The organism is Arthrobacter sp. zg-Y844 (genome assembly GCF_024385465.1).
In the GTDB taxonomy this organism is placed as follows: Bacteria; Actinomycetota; Actinomycetes; order Actinomycetales; family Micrococcaceae; genus Arthrobacter_B.
Map to the genome: position 1 here is coordinate 1,293,668 of NZ_JANFLS010000001.1, position 17,687 is coordinate 1,311,354.

Annotated in this window: 19 protein-coding genes and 1 tRNA gene; 11 read left to right on the forward strand and 9 right to left on the reverse strand. The window is 65.7% G+C overall.

Going from position 1 to position 17,687, the window contains the following annotated elements; genetic code table 11:
• Window positions 1–24: 24 nt before the first annotated feature.
• The 3 genes from pstC to pstB are packed head-to-tail and all read left to right on the forward strand — an operon-like array spanning window position 25 to window position 2,877.
• Window positions 25–957, forward strand: a complete 933-nt coding sequence (gene pstC, locus NNX35_RS06185) for a phosphate ABC transporter permease subunit PstC (protein WP_255765606.1) — start codon at window positions 25–27, stop codon at window positions 955–957.
• Window positions 957–2,066, forward strand: a complete 1,110-nt coding sequence (gene pstA / locus NNX35_RS06190) for a phosphate ABC transporter permease PstA (RefSeq protein ID WP_255867246.1) — start codon at window positions 957–959, stop codon at window positions 2,064–2,066. The genes pstC and pstA overlap by 1 nt, the downstream gene beginning before the upstream one ends.
• 31 nt (window positions 2,067–2,097) lie before the next feature.
• Window positions 2,098–2,877, forward strand: coding sequence for a phosphate ABC transporter ATP-binding protein PstB (pstB, locus tag NNX35_RS06195; protein WP_229951410.1), 780 nt, complete (start codon window positions 2,098–2,100; stop codon window positions 2,875–2,877).
• 7 nt (window positions 2,878–2,884) lie between these two features.
• Here pstB and NNX35_RS06200 read toward each other — a convergent pair whose 3' ends face one another.
• The 3 genes from NNX35_RS06200 to NNX35_RS06210 form a co-directional block, all read right to left on the reverse strand.
• The gene (locus NNX35_RS06200; RefSeq protein WP_255867247.1) at window positions 2,885–3,895 is read right to left on the reverse strand and encodes an inorganic phosphate transporter; all 1,011 of its coding nucleotides are present in this window, start codon (window positions 3,893–3,895) and stop codon (window positions 2,885–2,887) included.
• Window position 3,896: 1 nt separating this feature from the next.
• Window positions 3,897–4,514: a DUF47 domain-containing protein gene (locus NNX35_RS06205; RefSeq protein WP_255765609.1), complete on the reverse strand. Its 618-nt coding sequence runs from the start codon at window positions 4,512–4,514 to the stop codon at window positions 3,897–3,899.
• 333 nt (window positions 4,515–4,847) lie between these two features.
• Window positions 4,848–5,489, reverse strand: coding sequence for a hypothetical protein (locus NNX35_RS06210; RefSeq protein WP_255765610.1), 642 nt, complete (start codon window positions 5,487–5,489; stop codon window positions 4,848–4,850).
• Between the two features lie 150 nt (window positions 5,490–5,639).
• Here NNX35_RS06210 and NNX35_RS06215 point away from each other — a divergent pair.
• Window positions 5,640–5,712: transfer RNA gene (locus tag NNX35_RS06215), tRNA-Lys, on the forward strand.
• A gap of 61 nt (window positions 5,713–5,773) precedes the next feature.
• Here the strand turns inward: NNX35_RS06215 and NNX35_RS16165 are convergent.
• Both NNX35_RS16165 and NNX35_RS06225 read right to left on the reverse strand, forming a co-directional pair.
• Complete coding sequence (locus NNX35_RS16165) at window positions 5,774–6,115, reverse strand: CDGSH iron-sulfur domain-containing protein (protein ID WP_370646966.1); 342 nt, start codon at window positions 6,113–6,115, stop codon at window positions 5,774–5,776.
• Complete coding sequence (locus NNX35_RS06225; RefSeq protein ID WP_255862166.1) at window positions 6,112–7,200, reverse strand: iron-containing redox enzyme family protein; 1,089 nt, start codon at window positions 7,198–7,200, stop codon at window positions 6,112–6,114. Before NNX35_RS06225 ends, NNX35_RS16165 begins: the two co-directional genes overlap by 4 nt.
• A gap of 190 nt (window positions 7,201–7,390) precedes the next feature.
• On the opposite strand from NNX35_RS06225, the gene NNX35_RS06230 reads away from it, so the two are divergent.
• The 4 genes from NNX35_RS06230 (at window position 7,391) to NNX35_RS06245 (ending at window position 9,898) form a co-directional block, all read left to right on the forward strand.
• A complete protein-coding gene (locus NNX35_RS06230; protein ID WP_255867248.1) occupies window positions 7,391–7,963 on the forward strand; it encodes a hypothetical protein in 573 nt (190 codons plus the stop codon).
• Between the two features lie 45 nt (window positions 7,964–8,008).
• Entirely contained in the window at window positions 8,009–8,308 is a 300-nt protein-coding gene (locus NNX35_RS06235) for a GNAT family N-acetyltransferase (RefSeq protein WP_255765613.1), read from the forward strand.
• Between the two features lie 130 nt (window positions 8,309–8,438).
• The gene (locus NNX35_RS06240) at window positions 8,439–9,164 is read left to right on the forward strand and encodes a hypothetical protein (RefSeq protein WP_255765614.1); all 726 of its coding nucleotides are present in this window, start codon (window positions 8,439–8,441) and stop codon (window positions 9,162–9,164) included.
• Entirely contained in the window at window positions 9,161–9,898 is a 738-nt protein-coding gene (locus NNX35_RS06245) for a hypothetical protein (RefSeq protein ID WP_255765615.1), read from the forward strand. The genes NNX35_RS06240 and NNX35_RS06245 overlap by 4 nt, the downstream gene beginning before the upstream one ends.
• A 208-nt stretch (window positions 9,899–10,106) precedes the next feature.
• On the opposite strand, the gene NNX35_RS06250 is transcribed toward NNX35_RS06245, so the two are convergent.
• Genes NNX35_RS06250 through NNX35_RS06265 form a run of 4 tightly spaced genes read right to left on the reverse strand, consistent with a single transcriptional unit; the run spans window position 10,107 to window position 15,431 of the window.
• Window positions 10,107–10,385, reverse strand: a complete 279-nt coding sequence (locus tag NNX35_RS06250) for an HPr family phosphocarrier protein (RefSeq protein ID WP_255765616.1) — start codon at window positions 10,383–10,385, stop codon at window positions 10,107–10,109.
• Between the two features lie 51 nt (window positions 10,386–10,436).
• Window positions 10,437–12,137 carry a phosphoenolpyruvate--protein phosphotransferase gene (gene ptsP, locus NNX35_RS06255; protein ID WP_255765750.1) on the reverse strand — a complete coding sequence of 567 codons (1,701 nt, stop codon included), beginning with the start codon at window positions 12,135–12,137 and terminating at the stop codon, window positions 10,437–10,439.
• Window positions 12,138–12,168: 31 nt separating this feature from the next.
• Window positions 12,169–14,376, reverse strand: a complete 2,208-nt coding sequence (locus NNX35_RS06260) for a fructose-specific PTS transporter subunit EIIC (protein ID WP_255867249.1) — start codon at window positions 14,374–14,376, stop codon at window positions 12,169–12,171.
• Window positions 14,376–15,431, reverse strand: coding sequence for a 1-phosphofructokinase family hexose kinase (locus tag NNX35_RS06265; RefSeq protein ID WP_255862162.1), 1,056 nt, complete (start codon window positions 15,429–15,431; stop codon window positions 14,376–14,378). Before NNX35_RS06265 ends, NNX35_RS06260 begins: the two co-directional genes overlap by 1 nt.
• A 245-nt stretch (window positions 15,432–15,676) precedes the next feature.
• Here NNX35_RS06265 and NNX35_RS06270 point away from each other — a divergent pair, with 245 nt between their 5' ends.
• From NNX35_RS06270 to NNX35_RS06280, 3 genes are all read left to right on the forward strand, one after another.
• Complete coding sequence (locus NNX35_RS06270) at window positions 15,677–16,309, forward strand: alpha/beta hydrolase (protein WP_255867250.1); 633 nt, start codon at window positions 15,677–15,679, stop codon at window positions 16,307–16,309.
• A gap of 191 nt (window positions 16,310–16,500) precedes the next feature.
• A complete protein-coding gene (locus tag NNX35_RS06275; RefSeq protein ID WP_255765620.1) occupies window positions 16,501–16,770 on the forward strand; it encodes a GlsB/YeaQ/YmgE family stress response membrane protein in 270 nt (89 codons plus the stop codon).
• A gap of 158 nt (window positions 16,771–16,928) precedes the next feature.
• On the forward strand, window positions 16,929–17,681 hold the full coding sequence (locus NNX35_RS06280) for a hypothetical protein (protein WP_370646968.1): 753 nt from the start codon (window positions 16,929–16,931) through the stop codon (window positions 17,679–17,681).
• Window positions 17,682–17,687 lie beyond the last annotated feature (6 nt).

A 17,687-nucleotide genomic window follows, 5' to 3' on the forward strand; every position in this document is an offset into this window, starting at 1 on the left:
GCAACGCATTTCGAAGGGTGAGTAGTGTCCAGCAAGTCCATAACGGGAGAAAGCGGCGCGGGCCGTGCCGGAGACAAGGTTTTCTCCGGCATTACGGTGACAGCCGGGTGCCTGATCCTGTTCGTCCTGTTCTGCGTGGCCGTTTTCCTGATGTGGCAGGCGCTGCCCACGTTCATGGCCGATCCGGCGGACATCTCCGGCGGCGGCGGGTTCGGACAGTACATCCTGCCACTGGTCATCGGAACGGTGATTGCCGCCCTAATCGCCCTGCTGATCGCCACTCCGGTGGGAATCGGCGTCGCCCTGTTCATCTCCCACTACGCCCCGCGGCGGCTCGCGCAGGGACTGGGCTACCTGGTGGACCTGCTCGCGGCCATCCCGTCGGTGGTCTACGGTGCCTGGGGCATGACAGTGCTGGCCCCGGCACTCGTGGGTCCGTACAACTGGCTGGCCGAAAACGCCGGATGGATTCCGATATTCGCCGGTCCCGCCAGCCAGACCGGCAAAACCATGCTCACGGCCGGAATTGTGCTTTCCGTGATGGTGCTGCCGATCATTACCTCCCTTACCCGGGAGATCTTCCTGCAGACGCCCAAGCTGCACGAGGAAGCGGCCCTGGCCATGGGCGCCACGCGCTGGGAAATGATCCGGATGGCCGTTTTCCCCTTCGCCCGTCCCGGTGTCGTCAGTGCCGTCATGCTGGGGCTGGGACGTGCGCTGGGCGAAACCATGGCCGTGGCCCTGGTGCTCTCCTCCGGCGGCCTGATCGCCAGCCTGATCCGGCCCGGCAACCAGACCATCGCCGCCGAGATCGCCCTGAACTTCCCTGAAGCATTCGGGCTCCGGCTCTCGGAACTGATCGCTGCAGGACTCGTGCTGTTCCTGATCACGCTGGCGGTCAACATCATTGCCCGCTGGATCATCAGCCGCCACAAAGAATTCTCTGGAGCCAACTGATGCTCGATACAACCTCCGCCCTCAGCCGTCCCGGGTCCCTGCTGACCAAGAACAGGCTGCCCCGCTATACGCCTTGGGTCGTGCTGGCCGCTGCCTTGATCCTGGGGGCGGCACTGTCCGCCCTCATCGGCTTCTCCGTCACGTCCTTCGCAATCTTCACCGCCGTGCTTTTCGTCATCGGCGGCACGGTTGCCACCTGGGTCGTGGAGGGCAGGCGGCATGCAGTGGACCGCCTCGCCACGAACCTGGTCTGCGGTGCCTTCCTGCTGGCGCTGCTGCCCCTGGTATCGGTGATCTTCACCGTCCTGGTCCGCGGGCTGCCCGGCCTCAGCCCGGATTTCCTGCTCACTTCCATGGGCGGCATGACCGGCGCCGTGGACAACGCCACGACGGACAACGGGACAGCGGTCCTGGGCGGCGCGTACCACGGCATTGTCGGCACCCTGCTGATCACCTTCTGGGCCACGGTCATTTCGGTGCCCGTGGGCCTGCTCGCCGCCGTCTACCTGGTGGAATACAGCCGGGGCGGAACACTTTCGCGGGCCATCACGTTCTTTGTGGATGTGATGACCGGTATCCCCTCGATTGTGGCCGGCCTGTTTGCCGCCGCGTTCTTCGGGCTCGTCTTCGGGCCGGGCACCCGCACCGGATTCGTTGCCGCCGTCGCCCTCTCCGTGCTGATGATCCCGGTGGTGGTCCGCTCCACCGAGGAAATGCTCAAGATCGTGCCCAACGAGCTACGCGAGGCTTCCTACGCCCTGGGCGTGCGTAAGTGGCGGACCATCCTGAAGGTAGTGGTGCCCACAGCGATTTCCGGCATTGCCTCCGGCGTCACCTTGGCGATCGCCCGCGTGATCGGGGAAACGGCACCCCTGCTGGTCACCGCCGGCTTCGTCAACACCATCAACTTCAACGCGTTTGCGGGCTGGATGAGCACGCTGCCCACCTTTATCTACCGGCAGCTGATGAGCCCCACCTCCCCGACCAACACAGATCCGAGTACCCAGCGGGCCTGGGCGGCAGCACTGATCCTGATCATCATGGTGATGCTGCTGAACCTGGGCGCCCGCCTGATTGCCCGGATATTCGCCCCCCGGACCTCCCGCTAGCCCTGTACAGCGATTTACCGAGAAGGAAACCATGTCCAAGCGCATCGACGTCAAAGACTTGAATGTCTACTACGGCAATTTCCTTGCCGTCCAGGACGTCAACATCAACATTGAACCCCGCTCCGTGACCGCCTTCATCGGCCCCTCGGGCTGCGGCAAATCCACCTTCCTGCGCACCCTGAACCGGATGCACGAGGTACTCCCCGGCGCACGTGTCGAAGGTGAAGTGCTGCTGGACGGGGAGAACCTCTACGGCCCCGGCGTTGATCCGGTGACCGTCCGCAGCCACGTGGGCATGGTGTTCCAGCGGCCCAACCCGTTCCCCACCATGTCCATCCGGGACAATGTGCTGGCAGGCGTGAAACTGAACAACAAGCGCATCTCGAAGTCCGACGCCGATGACCTGGTGGAAAAGTCCCTGACCGGCGCCAACCTCTGGAAAGAGGTCCGTGACCGCCTGGACAAGCCGGGCTCCGGGCTCTCCGGCGGCCAGCAGCAGCGCCTGTGCATAGCCCGCGCCATAGCGGTGTCGCCGGAGGTGATCCTGATGGACGAGCCCTGCTCCGCCCTGGACCCCATCTCGACGCTGGCCATCGAGGACCTCATCGAGGAACTCAAGAGCGACTACACCGTGGTCATCGTTACCCACAACATGCAGCAGGCGGCGCGGGTGTCGGACAAGACGGCGTTCTTCAACATCGCCGGCACCGGCAAGCCCGGCCGGCTGATCGAATACGCCGACACTCCCGTCATCTTCAGCAACCCCGCCGAGCAGGCCACGGAAGACTACGTCTCCGGACGTTTCGGATAAGCGGCGGCTAGAGGAGCGGGCTGAGGGCCAGCAGCAGGATCCCGCCGAGCAGCGCGGTTATGGGCGCCGTGACCAGCCAGGTGACGAGGATTTCCCGCAGCGGGATGAAGCGGACGGTGGAAAAGCGCTGGTTGGTGCCGGCGCCGACGATGGCGGACGTCATGGTCTGGGTGCTGGAGAGCGGAATGTGCAGCCAGAGCGCACCCAGGAACAGCATCGCGGAGCTGACCGCCTGGGCGCTCATGCCCCGCAGCGGGTCCATCCGGACCAGCCGGTACCCCAGTGTGTGCGTGATCCGCCAGCCGCCGAAGAGCGTGCCGGCGGTCAGGGCCAGCGCCGCAAAGAGCTGCACCCAGAGGGGAATGTCGGTTTCAATTGTCTGCCCCGCGGCCAGCAGCGCAAGCACCACCACGGCCATGGTCCGTTGCCCGTCCTGGATTCCGTGCCCCAGGGAGAAAGCCGAGGTGAAGACGGACTGCGCTATCCGGTTTCCGGCGTCTCCGCGGCGCGGAGAGCTGTAACGCATCAGCCACGTGGCCGGAAAAACCAGCAGGTAGGCCAGTGCAAAGGCGATCAGGGGGGACAGCAGCAGCGGCAGGGCTATCTGCTCCCAGATCAGCCGGTAGGACTCGGCTATGTTGTGCCCGCCCACTAGGGTTGAGGCCGCGCCGGAACCCACCAGCCCGCCCACCAGGGCGGACGTGGATGACGACGGCATCCGCCGCCACCAGGTCCACACCCCCCATCCGCACGCCGCCAGCAGCCCGGCAATCAGGATGCCGAGGCCCTCTGGTCCGGCCGGGAGATCCACAAACCGGACGGTCAGGGCAACGGCCAATGCGGTGCTCACCAACGCACCCAGGAGATTGAAGCCGGCGGCCAGCAGAATGGCCACGGTGGGGGTCAGTGCCCGGGTGCGGACGGAGGTGGCCACCGAGTTGGAGGCGTCATGGAAGCCGTTGAGGAAGGCATAGGCTCCGGCGAGCAGGACGACGCCGGCCAGGAGGAGGGTGGCCACCCTAGGATTCCCGGACGAGGACGCCGCCCACGAACGTGGCCGCCAGGCGCAGCTGCGCCGAGGTTCCCGAAAGCTGGTCGGCAAGGTCCCGGTGCCGGGCATAGGCCATTGGCTTGTACTCGCGCATCAGTTCCGCCACCCAGATCCGCCGGGACCGCTCGGCCCGCCGGGCCAGCCGGAGCATTTCGATCCAGTATTCTTCCAGGTCCTCCAGCGAAGCCAGCCGCCGCATGGCGGCGGCGGTCAGCTCAGCCTGGCGGCCGATGACTTCCAGCTGCTCGGACGCCCGGCGGGACACTCCTGTGAGCTTGTAGAGGGAAATGGTTTCCGCTGAGGCGTCCAGGCACTCCATGGCGGACATCAGGAGCAGGGAAAGCTCGTAGAGGTCTTCACGGGGGAGCGGGTTGATGAAGCTGGTCCGCATCTGCGTCATCAGTGCAAAGTGCAGATCGGTGGTTTCGGCATCGATCTGATGCAGCTGCTCGGTCAGCCGGTCGAATTCCTCCGGTTCTGCTCCGAGGATCTCCGCCAGCACGCTGGTGCCGCGCAGCAGTTGGGACGCCATCCGGGAAAGCAGCTCAAGCCCGGCATTCTCTTGGGGGAAGAGTTGAAGCTTCACGTTGGACGAACGTCGGCCGGGGAAGTAAGGGTGCTCACAGCCCCAAGAATATCCGATGGCGGGTCTGGAATTACGGGGACGCCCGCGAAAGACTCCCGCTGGGAACCAGCTGGGGAAAAGTAACGGTGCCGGACCGGGAGCGCCTCTCGGCGGAAGGCCGCTCGAAGCGGCTCAGAGTTGAAGCCCGGGGGTTCCGCAGTCCGACACCGATTTCAGTTTTCTACGCTCGGCCGGTGATGTCAACACGGCCCTGCAGGCCGGGGCGGCACTGTGCGGAGCGCCACTGTGGGGCTTGACACTGTGGGGCTTGACACTGTGCCCGCCGCGGCACGGCTAGTCGAGCTCTCCGCGCCGCCAGGCGGCTGCCGAGTGCTCCAGGTCCTCGGCCGTGTGCACCAGTTGGCGCGCGTTGCGGGTCAGCAGGGTGGCCCGGTCCCCGTTGGAGGCCTCCGAGGCATCGGCATGGTTGGCCTGGCCGAGGGCCACCACGCGGCAGAACGCGGCGAAACGCTCCAGCGCGACGTCGAAGTCACCCTCGAAGGCACCGGAAAGAATGGTGTCCGCCATGGCCCGCATTTCGTCCGCTCCGAGGGGCTCGGCTACTCCGGCGACTACCTTGGATACCTGGGCAACGTCTTTGCCTGCGGCGTAGTAGGCGGCGATCCGTTCCGGGTTCCGCTGGATGGACGCACGGAGGGCATACAGGCGCCAGAGGGCGCCGGGCAGGGACCGGGCGGGGCTTTCAGCCCACATCTCGGCCACCGCTTCCACCCCCTGCTGGTCGGTCAGTTCCACGAGCCGGCGGGTGACTTCCGGATCGGTGCTCTCGCGGCCGTGGTGGACCAGCGCCTGGGCGGCAAGATGGGCCGCCTCCGAAACGCGTGCCGGATCGGCACCGCCGGGGAAATTGGCGAAGTCCACAGGTGCAAGAGGCTTTGGCTTGTGATGGCGCGGCGTTGAATTGGACTCACTCATACTGGAAGAATACTCCGGCACTTACGCGGAAATCGAGGCGGTCCCCGGGGTACCCTGCCGTGCTCCAGACCGGGGTTTTCCACGATCTGTGTGGTGTGCGATAAAGTGGGACAGTCGGTCCGCGCGCTGTCAAAAGCCGGGGCCGGTGGAGCGCCTATAGCTCAGTTGGTAGAGCAACGTCCTTTTAAGTCGTGGGTCGCAGGTTCGAGCCCTGCTGGGCGCACCGAACAGAAATGGCTTGCCTTCATTGAAGGCAAGCCATTTCTGTATCCGGCACCGCCGGGTTACGCCTCTTCCGCCGCTTTGCGCGCCGGTGCCGGAACCGGACGACGGCGGGCGGTATCGAACTTCATCAGCTTGTGGGTGCCGTCGCAGTACGGCTTGATGGCCGAACCGCCGCACCGGCACAGGGCAACGGTTTCCCGGTCACGGGGTACCGGAACCCCGTCAGGCGTGACAATTTCAAAGTCGCCGCGGACCAGCAGGGGACCGTTGGGGCAGGCCACGATCGAAGCGGGAGCGGCTCCTTCCCGTGTCTTCCACGCGTCGGCGCCGTCCTGCTCCGCCTGGACGTCCGCGTGTTCGGCGTCCTTCTCATCTACGGGGCCGGCCGCCGGAGCCGTCACGGGGTTACTCCGTCGGCCGCTGCGGTTGCGGCCAGCGCTGCCTTGCCGCCGTCGTTCACCAGGGGAAGCAGCAGCGCGGATTCGCCCGCCTGCCAGGCATTCAGCTGGTCTTCGCCGAGCATCGCATCGATGGCCAGGACAGTTGCGGCGCCGAAAATGACGTCGGCGAGCAGATCGGGTTCAGCCTCGGCCAAGCCTCCGGCCAGGTCCCGTGCGGCAATCTGTTCGTGCACTGCATCCGCTTCCACATGCTCGTCGAAGTAGTAGGTGACATCGTCGCTGAACCCGTGCCGGCGGAACCCGCGGGCGTAGAACGAGTTGGGGATCGAGGACGTCATCTCGAACGCCGCCAGGTGCCCGGCAATGGCGCCGCGCAGCCGGCGGTTCAGTCCGAAAAGCGACATGGCGTTGGAGGATGCCAGGGTCAGGGCGGGAACCTGGTCAATGTAGTACCCGTAGCCGGAATCCAGGTCCAGGCCTTCCATGGTGGTGCCGAACAGCTTCGAGTGCATCCGCTCCACCCGCCCGCCGCCGTACTCATCGGCCTGGATTTCGACCAACGCCGCCTTTGCGCGGCCCACCGGCAGGCGCGGGATGGCCCAGCTGTGCGGATCCGCTTCCTTCAGTTGGTAGATCGAGCGCAGGATCAGGAACTCGCGAAGCTGTTCCACGCTGGCCTTGCTGGCAATAAACCGGGAGACGCTGGGGCTGTCGTCTTCGGCTGCCAGGCGGAAGAGGGTCTCCGCGACGGCTTCGCTTTCCGGTGCGGGCAGCTCGGGGACGGGCACCGTACGGCGCAGCACATCCTCGAAGGCGGCCTCCAGCCGTGCCCGCACGCGGATCAGCTCGGGATCCCACTCTGCCGCGTCTTCAACTCCGTCCAGTCCGCTGTAATGCAGCTCGTACAGGCAGAACAGGGCCAGCTGGAGGTCTTCGTCACGGAACAGGTCCGCAGTGGCAGCCAGTGCTTCGTCCACCAGCAGGTTCAAGGAACCGTAGGCGTTGGCATGACCTGTTCCGCCGCGGTTCTGGAGGAGGTCAATCAAGGTGGCGCTGACGGGCCCTCTCGGGGCGGGAATCTTCATTGCTTTCCTTACAACGCACTACAGGGTGCTTTTCCGGCGGGTTTCATGGGTTGGTTGGAACGAATCCAACCGTCAGCATACTTGGTGTGGCCCCACGGGGCCTGTTTTGCCGGGCGGCCGGGGCCGGCATTGACCTTTGCCGCCGGGTTCGGTGCAATGGAGGCAAACGACAATACGCAGGAGGGTGGATATGCCCGGTACGGATCCTTCAACGGTTCTGCCGCTGCTGCTGCTGGCGGCAGTGCTGGTGGCCGGGTCTGCCGGTGTGGACCGTGCGCTTGGTACCCGGGACGGGGAAAACCTCTTCTGGGTCGGGTTCTCCGCGTTCCTGGGAGTGCTCCTGACCGCTGCCTGGGTGTTGGCTGCCACGTCGGCCGCATCGGCCGCCGTCGGAGCCGTTGTGGTGGCGGGCAGTATCGCAGCGGCGCTTTGGGTGGGGCGGCGGGACCGCCGTCGTCGCCGGAACCGCGAACGCCAACAGCTGGAGGCAGTTGTAAATGCCGCTGCCGCCCGGCACCGGGACGTCCTGGCCCGCTGGAGTGCCTATGAACTGGACCCCTGGCTCGCGGCGGAAAACCCGCAGTTGCTGGACCTGCGCACCCCGGAAACACGGACCTTTATCCGGGCGCTGAAGGTTGCCGAGCAGCTCCGCCCCGAAGCGGGAACCGCGGCGGAGGCTGCTGCCTACGCCGAAGCCGTCACCGTGCTGGAAGACTCGCTGCGACGCGCGGAAGCGACCGTTGACGGCGGGCGGGCGGCCTGACGGCGGGGACTGGACCGCGGTGGGAATGCGTGGCAGTCTCGGGCCATGACTAGCAAAGACATCAGCGTCACGCGCAATGAAGCGCTGAATCGGTACGAACTGCGGCTGGACGGCACCCTCGTGGGCATGGCCGATTATCAGGTGGAGCCGGACGGCGTCGCTTTGACCCACACGGAAATGGAGCCGGATTTCCGGCATCAGGGCTACTCATCACGTCTGGCCCGCTACGCCGTGGAGGACATTGTGAGCGGCGGGCGACGGGTCAAGCCGTACTGCTCCTATATGGCCGCGTACCTTGGCAAGCATCCGGAATACAGCCACCATGTGTCCTGGCCGCAGGAATAGCCGGAGCGGCAGGCCGCGCGTTAATTGAAGCTGGCTTCCCGCTCTGCATATGGGGGGAACGCAGAAGGGGAAGCCAGTTCCAACAGTATAATTCCATTTGTTCGGGTAAATCCAATCGAGGGGGGCCAAAATGGCGGTGTCTGCCAAGGCTTTCCAAAATTGGCGCACCGCAGTGGCTCCGGGTGAATCCAATGCGGACGTTTGCCGCCGGACGGGGATCAAGCGCTCCACCCTGGCCCAGCAGGTTGTCCGGGGCAAAGTAGCGGAGATTACCGTGGTCCGGGTAGCCCGGGCGTACGGGAAAAATCCGGTAGAGGCCCTTTCTGACTTCGAGGAGTACTCCGATCTGCTCGGCGGGCCGTGGCGGCCCAACCCCGCGGAACTCATCAGCCAGGTTTCCTACATCTGCATCCTGCAAATGATCCTGGCCAGGGCCACCCAGAGTGGACCCCCGGAATGCCCCGACCTTGCCAAGCATCCGCACCGGAACGCGATCCGTTCCTGGTTCGAGGCAGTAGACCCGGGGGACCTGCGCCAGCAGCTTAGCGCCCGGACCGGCGTTGCACCCCAGAATATTTCGGCCCAGCTTTCCGCGGCCCGGCTGGCACCTGAGCTGGCCGTGGAAGCTGCGCGGATTGCGGGCGCTTCGCTGCCGGGCGGCCTGGTGGCCACCGGGCTGGTTACGCCGGAGGAGGCCGGCTGGCCGCAGAAGGGCCAGCAGGAAGCTCTGGCTGCGCTCACCGATTCCGAACTCCTGTTTCTGGCCCGGGACCGCTTGGACGGGGCGGGAAAGCAACTAAGGAAGTTTGAACACGATGTGGAAAATGATCTAACGCTCTTGGAGAACCTGGGATGAATATAGCCTCCGCCATTCAGTTTGGCGCGCTGGCCGTTGTGGCTGTCTTTACCCTGGTTCGGCTGCCGCTGGCTATCCGGGGGCGCAATCCAATGCTCTTTTGGGGGCTCGCAGCTACCACCATCGGAGTTGCGCTGAGCATTCCGTCGATATACCTTCCCGTGGATGCTTTGCTGGGCGGAGCAAACCATGCGAACCTGATTCTCCGTTATGCGACCTACGGAGTTGTAGCGTTCATTGGCGGAAGTGCCGCTGCAGCCTTCCGGGCCCCCCAGGTGCGGCGAATCATTCTTGGGCTACCCGGACTCGTAGTGCTGGCTGCTACCGTCATCGCCACCACCGTGTTGTTCAGCATGTGTGAAATGCCTGTCTCTTCGCCGGGCCTCAACGGCTATATGCACCAGGAGCATGTCTGGGCCTACTCAGTGCTCGGGCGGATCTATCCCGCCTATATAGCCGCCTGCCTGATCATCCCCGCTTTCCGGGTTGCTGCGACCGCGAGGCGGCCGGCCCTGCTGCGGGTCGGATCGGCGTTGATAGGGTTTGCCCTTGCCGAGATCCTGATCTGGTCGGTGCTGTGGGTAACCGGACAGCAGACCGGTGTTTGGGACTATATCCTTCCGCATTCCTCGGTCATTGTTCTCACGGCGGGGCTCGCTGCCGTGGCCCTCTTCGGTATCGCCTCAAAAAAGAAGGAAAAGCAAAGCCTGCTGACTCCTTACTACACAAGATGACAATTAGGTAAAGTTGTTCACGATTTCATGTTTGTATGCCAGAATAATGAATATGTAACGTCCGCTGCCTGTGGGGGGTCAGCGTGAAGTTGCAACGAAGCCAGCGGCACTGCCGCTGGCTTCGTCATTTCCGGAAGTAACCGGTGCTGAAGGCAAAAGGCGGGACAATCATGGAACGGATCGGCGCCCCGCCTCTTGCCCGGGCTGCCTAGGTCGCATCCAGATCCGTCTCGAGAATCTTGGCCAGTTCCTCCAGGGCCGTTTCCGCACCCGCGCCGTCCGAGCGGAGCACCACCACATCTCCGTGCGATGCACCCAGGCTCATCAGGGAGAGCATGCTCGAGGCATCCATTGCCTCTTCGGCGGGTTCCCCTTCCATCGCTATGGTCACGTCGACGGGCTGGGCCGCTGCCGCTTCCGCGAAGATCGATGCCGGCCGGGCATGGAGTCCCACCCTGCTGGCCACTGTGGCTTTGCGTTCTGCCATTTTTCGTTCCTTCCGTGGTTTAGCTGCTGGCTTTTGTTCCGCCTTGCCCGCCTACAGGCCGAGCTGTTCGAGGATGGGCAGCCGGCTGCGGACGATGGTCCGCGCTTCGGCCGCGGAGTGTGCCGCCAGGGCCCTCGCGGACAACTCTTTCGCCTGGTCATGGGTCACGGAAGCCAGGACCGCCCCCACGGTGGACAACGCCCGGGGGGTCATCGACAGCGTGTTCACCCCCATACCGGCCAGGACGACGGCGAGTGCGGGGTCGGCGGCTGCCTCACCACAAACACCCACGGTCCTGGCGCCGGCAGCCGGGTCCAGTGCCGTGGCCCTTGCCGCACCGGCCACGGTGGCGGAAATCAACTGCAGGACAGCTGGCTGCCACGGGTCGTTCAGCGACGCCAGCGAACCCAGCTGCCGGTCCGAGGCCATGGTGTACTGCGTCAGGTCATTGGTGCCCAGGCTGGCAAACCTCACCCGCGAAAGGATGGCTTCGGACATGATGGCCGCCGACGGCACCTCCACCATCACCCCGGGCATGCCGAGACCGGCTCCGGCGCACATCACCGCGAAGTCGGCGGCCTCCTCTGCGGTGGAGACCATCGGTGCCATGACCCAGACATCCGCCGTGGAGGCCCCGGCGGCAGCGGCAATAGCCTCGAGCTGGCGGGCAAGGACACCGGGTGTGGCCTGGTCGGTCCGGAATCCGCGTACCCCCAGCGCCGGGTTGGGCTCCGTTGCGTCCGTCAGGAACGGGAGCGGCTTGTCCGCGCCGGCGTCGAGGGTCCGGATCACTACCTTCCGGCCGGGGAACGCTTCGAACACCGCACCGTAGGCGGCAACCTGTTCCTCGATGGTGGGTTCGGTATCCCTGCCGAGGAAACAGAACTCCGTGCGGAGCAGCCCGATTCCTTCGGCACCTGCCTCTGCCGCGGCCCGGGCGTCCTTCCCCGACCCCACGTTGGCCAACAACGGCACCAGGTACCCGTCCGAGGTTGAGCCCGTGCCGTTGAACGCCGGAAGTGCGGAGCGTGCAGCGTATTTGTGCGCGGCCTCCCGTTCCTCTGCCCCGGGTTCCACCACCACGGTGCCGGCCGCGCCGTCGAGATAGATCTCGGCTCCATCAGGAACTTCGTCCGCGCCGGGGGCTCCGACCACGGCGGGCAGGCCCAGGGAGCGGGCGAGGATTGCCGTGTGGGACTGCGGGCCGCCCTCGCTGGTGACCAGGCCGATCACCATTGCCGGGTCCAGCGTTGCGGTGTCTGCCGGTGCCAGCTCCACGGCCGTGAGGATAAAGGGAACATCGGAAGCCGGAATCCCGGGTGCCGGCAGTCCGTTGAGTTCGGCGACAATCCGGGCGCGGACATCCAGCACGTCCTGGGTCCGTTCAGCCATGTAGCCGCCGAGGCTCTGGAGCATGGCGGCTACCTCCATGCCCGCTTCCCAGATGGCCCGGTCCGTAGCCATGCCTGCGTTGATGTGTTTGCCCGCCGCTTTGAGCAGCATGGGATCGGAAGCCATCATGGCGGTGGCATCCAATACGGCTTTCGCGTCGCCCGAGGCAGTTTCCGCCCGGTGCTTAAGGTCCCCCCGGACTGCTTCAGCGGCATCCTTGAGGCGGCTTTTCTCCCCGTCCACCGTGCTGCCCGGGGCGGGTTTCGCCTCGGCGTCAGGCTCGGGCACCGGAGGCGGCATCCGGCGCGAGGGGCCGAGGACGCGTCCGGCACTGACTCCGATTCCCTGGATGGTCCGCATCATCTAAGCCTTCCTCTTCATCGACTGTGCTTTAGGCAATTGCTGGTTCCTCCACCTTTTTCCGGGGCTTCACGAACCGTTTCAAAGCCACGTAAACGAACCCGGTAACGGCTGCTCCGGCCAGTATGGCGACGATGAACATCAGCAGGTTGCCGATGGCGAAGAACACGAAGATACCGCCGTGCGGTGCCTGTGAGGTTACCCCGGTGCCCAGACAGATCGCACCGGCCACCGCACCGCCCAGCATGGTGGAGGGAATGACCCGGAAGAAATCGGAAGCGGCAAACGGGATGGCGCCCTCCGAAATGAAGGCCGCGCCCAGCAGCCACGCAGCCTTTCCGTTCTCGCGCAGGGCCATGCTGAACTGGTTCTTTGCCAGCACCGTGGAGGCAAAGGCCATGCCCAGCGGCGGGACCATGCCGGCGGCCATGACCGCTGCCATGATTTCCCACGGCACCTGGTTCTCGAAGCTGCCTTCCCCAAGCCCGGCCACGGCAAACGCGTACGCCACCTTGTTGATCGGGCCACCCAGATCGGAACCCATCATCAGGCCGAGAATGATGCCCAGGCCGATGGCCGCCACACCGGTGAGGCCGGTCAGCCAGTCATTCAGTCCCAGGGTCAAGGCGGCAATGGGTCCGCCCAGGACCAGCATCATCAGGCCGGAGGCTATGATCGACGCCAAAAGCGGAATGATGACCACCGGCATCAGCCCCCGCATCCACGACGGAACGTTCCAGCCGCCGATCCAGCGGGCCGCGTAACCGGCCAGCAGGCCGCCGATGATGCCGCCGATGAAGCCGGCATCCATAAACACCGCCACGGCGCCTGCAGTGAAGCCCGGTGCGATGCCGGGCCGGTCGGCCAGGGCATACGCAATGTAGCCGGCCAGGGCAGGCACCAGGAAGCCCATGGACAGGGAGCCGATCTTCCAGAACACGGCCCCGAGATAGGCGATTATCCCTTCAGGCGGCGGATTCAGGAGGGACGTGCCGTCCAGCATCCGGTCTCCGTTGGCAACGTCGTCGACCGACAGGGCGAGCTCGTAGCCGCCCAGGAGGAAGCCGAGGGCAATCAGCAGGCCGCCGCCGGCAACAAACGGAATCATGTAGCTGACGCCGGTCAGCAGCGCCCGCTTGAGCTGTCCGCCGAAGCCTTCGCCGCCGGAGCCGGACCCGCCTTCGTTCTCCTCCCCGCCGCCGCCGCCTCCGGACACGCGCCGGGCATTCGGGTCATTGACTGCGTTGAGGGCTTCGTCGATCATCACGCCCGGTTCGTCGATGCCGCGTTTCACGGGTCCGCTGATCAGCGGTTTCCCGGCGAAGCGCCCCTTGTCCCGGACATCGACGTCGACGGCGAAGATCACCGCTTCCGCGTTGCGGATCACCGAGGGGTCCAGGGGAGTGGATTTGGCGGAACCCTGGGTTTCCACCTGCAGGTCGACGCCTCGCTCGGCAGCTGCCGCGGCGAGGGAATCAGCGGCCATGTAGGTGTGCGCAATACCGGTGGGGCACGCGGTGACGGCGACCAGATGCCGTGACCTCGAGGTGTCGGTTTGGGTTGCCCCGGTACCGCCCGCGGACGCAGGAGCGTCGGCTCCGTGTCCGCCGTCACCGGTTCCGTCCGCTTGGCCCCCGTCGCGGGAGCCCCCGTCGCGGGAGCCCCCGTTGCGGGAGCCGGCGTCGTGGGAGCCGGCGTCGCTGCCCACGGCAGTCGCGCCGGTGGCCGCACCCGCCGCAGCGGCGCCGCCCGCACCGGCGGCGCTTCCGGCGCTGTCCGGTGCCGGGCCGAGTCCGAGGGCTCCGTCGACCAGTTCCACGATCTGCACCGGCGAGGTAGCCGAACGTAGGGAGGCGGTGAAGTCCTTACGGATGAGTGATCGGGCCAGCTTTGCGAGCAGCTGGAGGTGTTCCTGGTCCGCTCCTTCCGGAGCTGCAATGAAAAAGACGATGTCGGCGGGGCCGTCCTTCGCTCCCCAGTCCACTGCGGGGCGGATCCGTGCCATGGCGAGCGTCGGTTGGGTGACCGCCGCGGATCGGCAGTGCGGAATCGCAATGCCGCCGGGCACGCCGGTGGCGGTCTTCGATTCACGGGCCATCGCATCCGCGTAGAGGTCTTCGTAGTTGGTGGCTCGTCCCGCGGCCACCACGCCCCGGGCCAAATGGCCGATAACAGCGGTCTTGTCCGTGCCCAGGTTCTCGTCCAATGTGACCAGATCCGGCGTAATGAGGTCCGACATCAGCTTTCCTCCTTCGAAGACGACGACGACGACGGCGAAGCGGTGGCGCTCCCTGCGGCGGCAGCTCCCCGGGGGGTGCCCCGGGTGCCGTTGAGGGTGGTGACCGTTACCGCTCCGGGATCAGTGGCTGTAACGGCTGGGACAGTGGTTCCGGGAAGGGAAGCAGCGGCGGCACCGTGGGCCACGGCCTGCCGTAGGCAGTCCGGGGGCGCCGCACCGGAGACATCGGCAAGCAGGTACCCGGCCAGGGCCGAATCCCCTGCGCCAACCGTCGAGCGGGCCTGCACGGGTGGCCGGGTGGCCAGCCAGCTTCCGTGCGCGGTGACCAGCAGTGCGCCCCTGGCGCCCAAAGTGGCGAGGACAGCGCCGACGCCGCGTTCAATCAGCATCCCCGCCGCCCGCGCCGCCAGCAGGGGGTCGGCTTCCAGCTCCGCTTCGGAGGAAAACCCCGTGGCTTCGGAGAGTTCCTCGGCATTGGGTTTAAGCAGGTCCGGCTCCGCTCCGTGGAGCAGCGCGCCCATGAGCGGCGGTCCGGATGAGTCGATGGCTATGCGGGGTGCCTTGGCCCCCAGCCGGTCCCTCACGGTGTGGGCCACCGAAGCGTAAAAGTCCGGCGGCACTTCCGGGGGGAGGGAGCCGGCCAGCACCAGCCAGGAACCCGGGCCGCTGTCACTGGCGGTGCAGGCCCCTACCAGCAGGGAGATCAGTGCTTCCTGCTCCACCGGCTTCAGCGGCGGACCGGGAGCATTGATCTTGGTAGTGGTGCCGTCCGGCTCCGTGAGCGTGATGTTGCTGCGCAGCGGTGCCGTGATGGGCAGGTTCAAGTACTCGACTCCCGCCTGCCGCAATCCGGCCATGACGGGATCGGTGTCGGCGCCGGGAAGGACGGCAACGGACCGGATGCCGGAGACGGTCAGGGCCCGGGAGACGTTGACGCCTTTGCCGCCCGGTTCTTCCCCCGCGGCAACGGCGCGCTGGACGGCTCCCCGCTCCAGTACTCCGGGGAGTTGGACGGTGCGGTCAAGGCTGGGATTGGCGGTAAGGGTGAGGATCATGAAGGGGATCCGTCCAGGCCGTGCCTGCCAGGGCCGGCCGCTGTTGGGTGGGGAACGGCTTGCCGGTGCGGTTCCCGGTGCTTTTGGTGGCTTTTGCTTGGATACATGCACGCCCGCGATCTGTGGCAATTGCCACGTATATGCGCTGAATGCGACTCTACTTTTGCCGCACCACCCGTGGCAATGGCCCTCGGGCGGCGCCGCGCCGACGGCCTGCAAACGGCGTGCAGCGCTACGCTGAACCGATGGAAAACGTAACGTGGTCCGAGCCGGCGGAGCGGCGCCGGGGGCGCGAACTGGTGGTCTTTCTGCACGGCTACGGATCCGGCGAGCAGGCAATGGAGCGGCTCTTCATTGCCCTGCCGCCTTCTGCTGTCGGAGCCGCGGTGCGGGGGCCGTTGGACGTGGGCGGAGCCAGCGGGTGGTTCCTGCTGGATCCGCTCCTGAACTCGGACACCGCCGAGGTCCTGGAATCCGCCCTCTCGCTGCTGGCCTGGCTGAACCGGACCCGGACGGAATACGGATTCACCGGCATCTCGCTGGTGGGATTTTCCCAGGGCATGGCCATGGCCGGCACGCTGCTGCGGCTGAGGCCGCAGGATTTTCGCGCCGTCGTCGGCCTTTCCGGTTTTATTGCCCGCAACGAACTCCTCGCCGCCGCGGAACCGCTGCCCGTAAGGGTGCCGTTCTTTTGGGGGCGGGACCGGGAGGACTGGGTTATTAATGCAGACGCAGTGGATTACACCGCGCAGTGGCTTGACGAGAATGTGGCGCTGACGGCACGGACCTATTCGGGAATGGGGCATTCCATAGGTACGCGTGAAATGACCGATGTAGCGGTTTTCCTTCGCCGATACCTTGTCCCCGACACGCCGTAGGGAACGCCGACACGCCCCAGGGGACAATAGCTGGAATTGGGCGCACACCCGCGGTACCTAACACACCCCCGGCTGAATGGGAATTCCCTCCGGACTGTGACGTAAGGTTGCTGATCAAGTAGTCTGGAGGAAAGCGTGGCTCACAAGGTCGTGCTTCAAATCACTGTCACTCACATAGCAAGGAGAATCTCATGGGTTTCATTGCGTTCCTTATTCTTGGTCTCATCGCAGGTGCAATTGCAAAGATGATCCTCCCGGGTCGTCAGGGCGGCGGCTGGATCGCCACTCTGGTTCTGGGTGTCATCGGCGCTCTGCTGGGCGGCTGGATCGGCAGCGCCATCTTCGGCGTCGGTCTTGAAGAATTCTGGTCCATCCAGACCTGGCTCGTTGCCATCGTCGGCGCCATTGTCGTCCTCGTGATCTACGGCTTCGTCACCCGCAAGAGCGGCAACCGCGCCTAATTAGCGCGTAAACGCCGCTGACGCGGCGTTGATTTAGAGGGCGGGGCCCCGGCGGAATATTCCGCCGGACCCCGCCCTTTGCTTTAGGTAAAACCCGCTGGTGTTGGAGCAATACCGCAGGCGTGAAGCCTGTACCGGATTTCCCCGAGGAGAGTTCTGTGAAGCGACGTAAGTTCAATCCCGCAGCCAAACTGGCCGGACGAGCCACTATGGGCGCGGACGGCAAGCCCAAGCCTCAGGTTGTGAAGGCCATCGAGCGTGCCGTGGAAGTCCAGCGGCCGCTGGTGCTGGCGAACATCCGCAGGATGCAGCGCAAGAACCCGTCCGCCAATGCCGCCGAGCTGATCAGCATCCTGGACCGGCACTACATCAACGTGGTGACCGGCGGCGGCGCGGCCATCGGTGCCACCGCCGTGGTTCCGGGCGTGGGAACCGTCGCGGCACTTGGCCTGTCAGCCGCAGCGACCGTCGGGTTCCTCGAGGCGACAGCCCTGTACGCGCAGTCGGTGGCTGAACTGCACGGAGTCCGGCTGGCCGATCCGGAGAAGTCACGGACCATGGTCATGGCCATCATGCTGGGCGAGGAAGGGACCTCCATGATGCAGTCCCTGTCCGGACGCGGAACCGCACAGGCCTGGGGCAGCAGCATGGGCAGCATGCCCTCCGGCCTGATGGGCTCGGTGGGCGGCAGCATCCGCAAGCAGTTCCTCAAGCGGGTCATGGCCAAGCAGGGCACCGCCCTGCTTGGACGTGCCCTGCCGCTGGGTGTGGGCGCCGTCGTCGGCGGCGTGGGCAACCGTGCCATGGGCAAGGGTGTTATCAAGGCGACCCGGGCCGCCTTCGGTGAACCGCCGGCGTCGATCCCCGGACAGCTGGCAGGCGAACTGGACCAGCTGGAGAAGTCCGCCTAGGGCAAC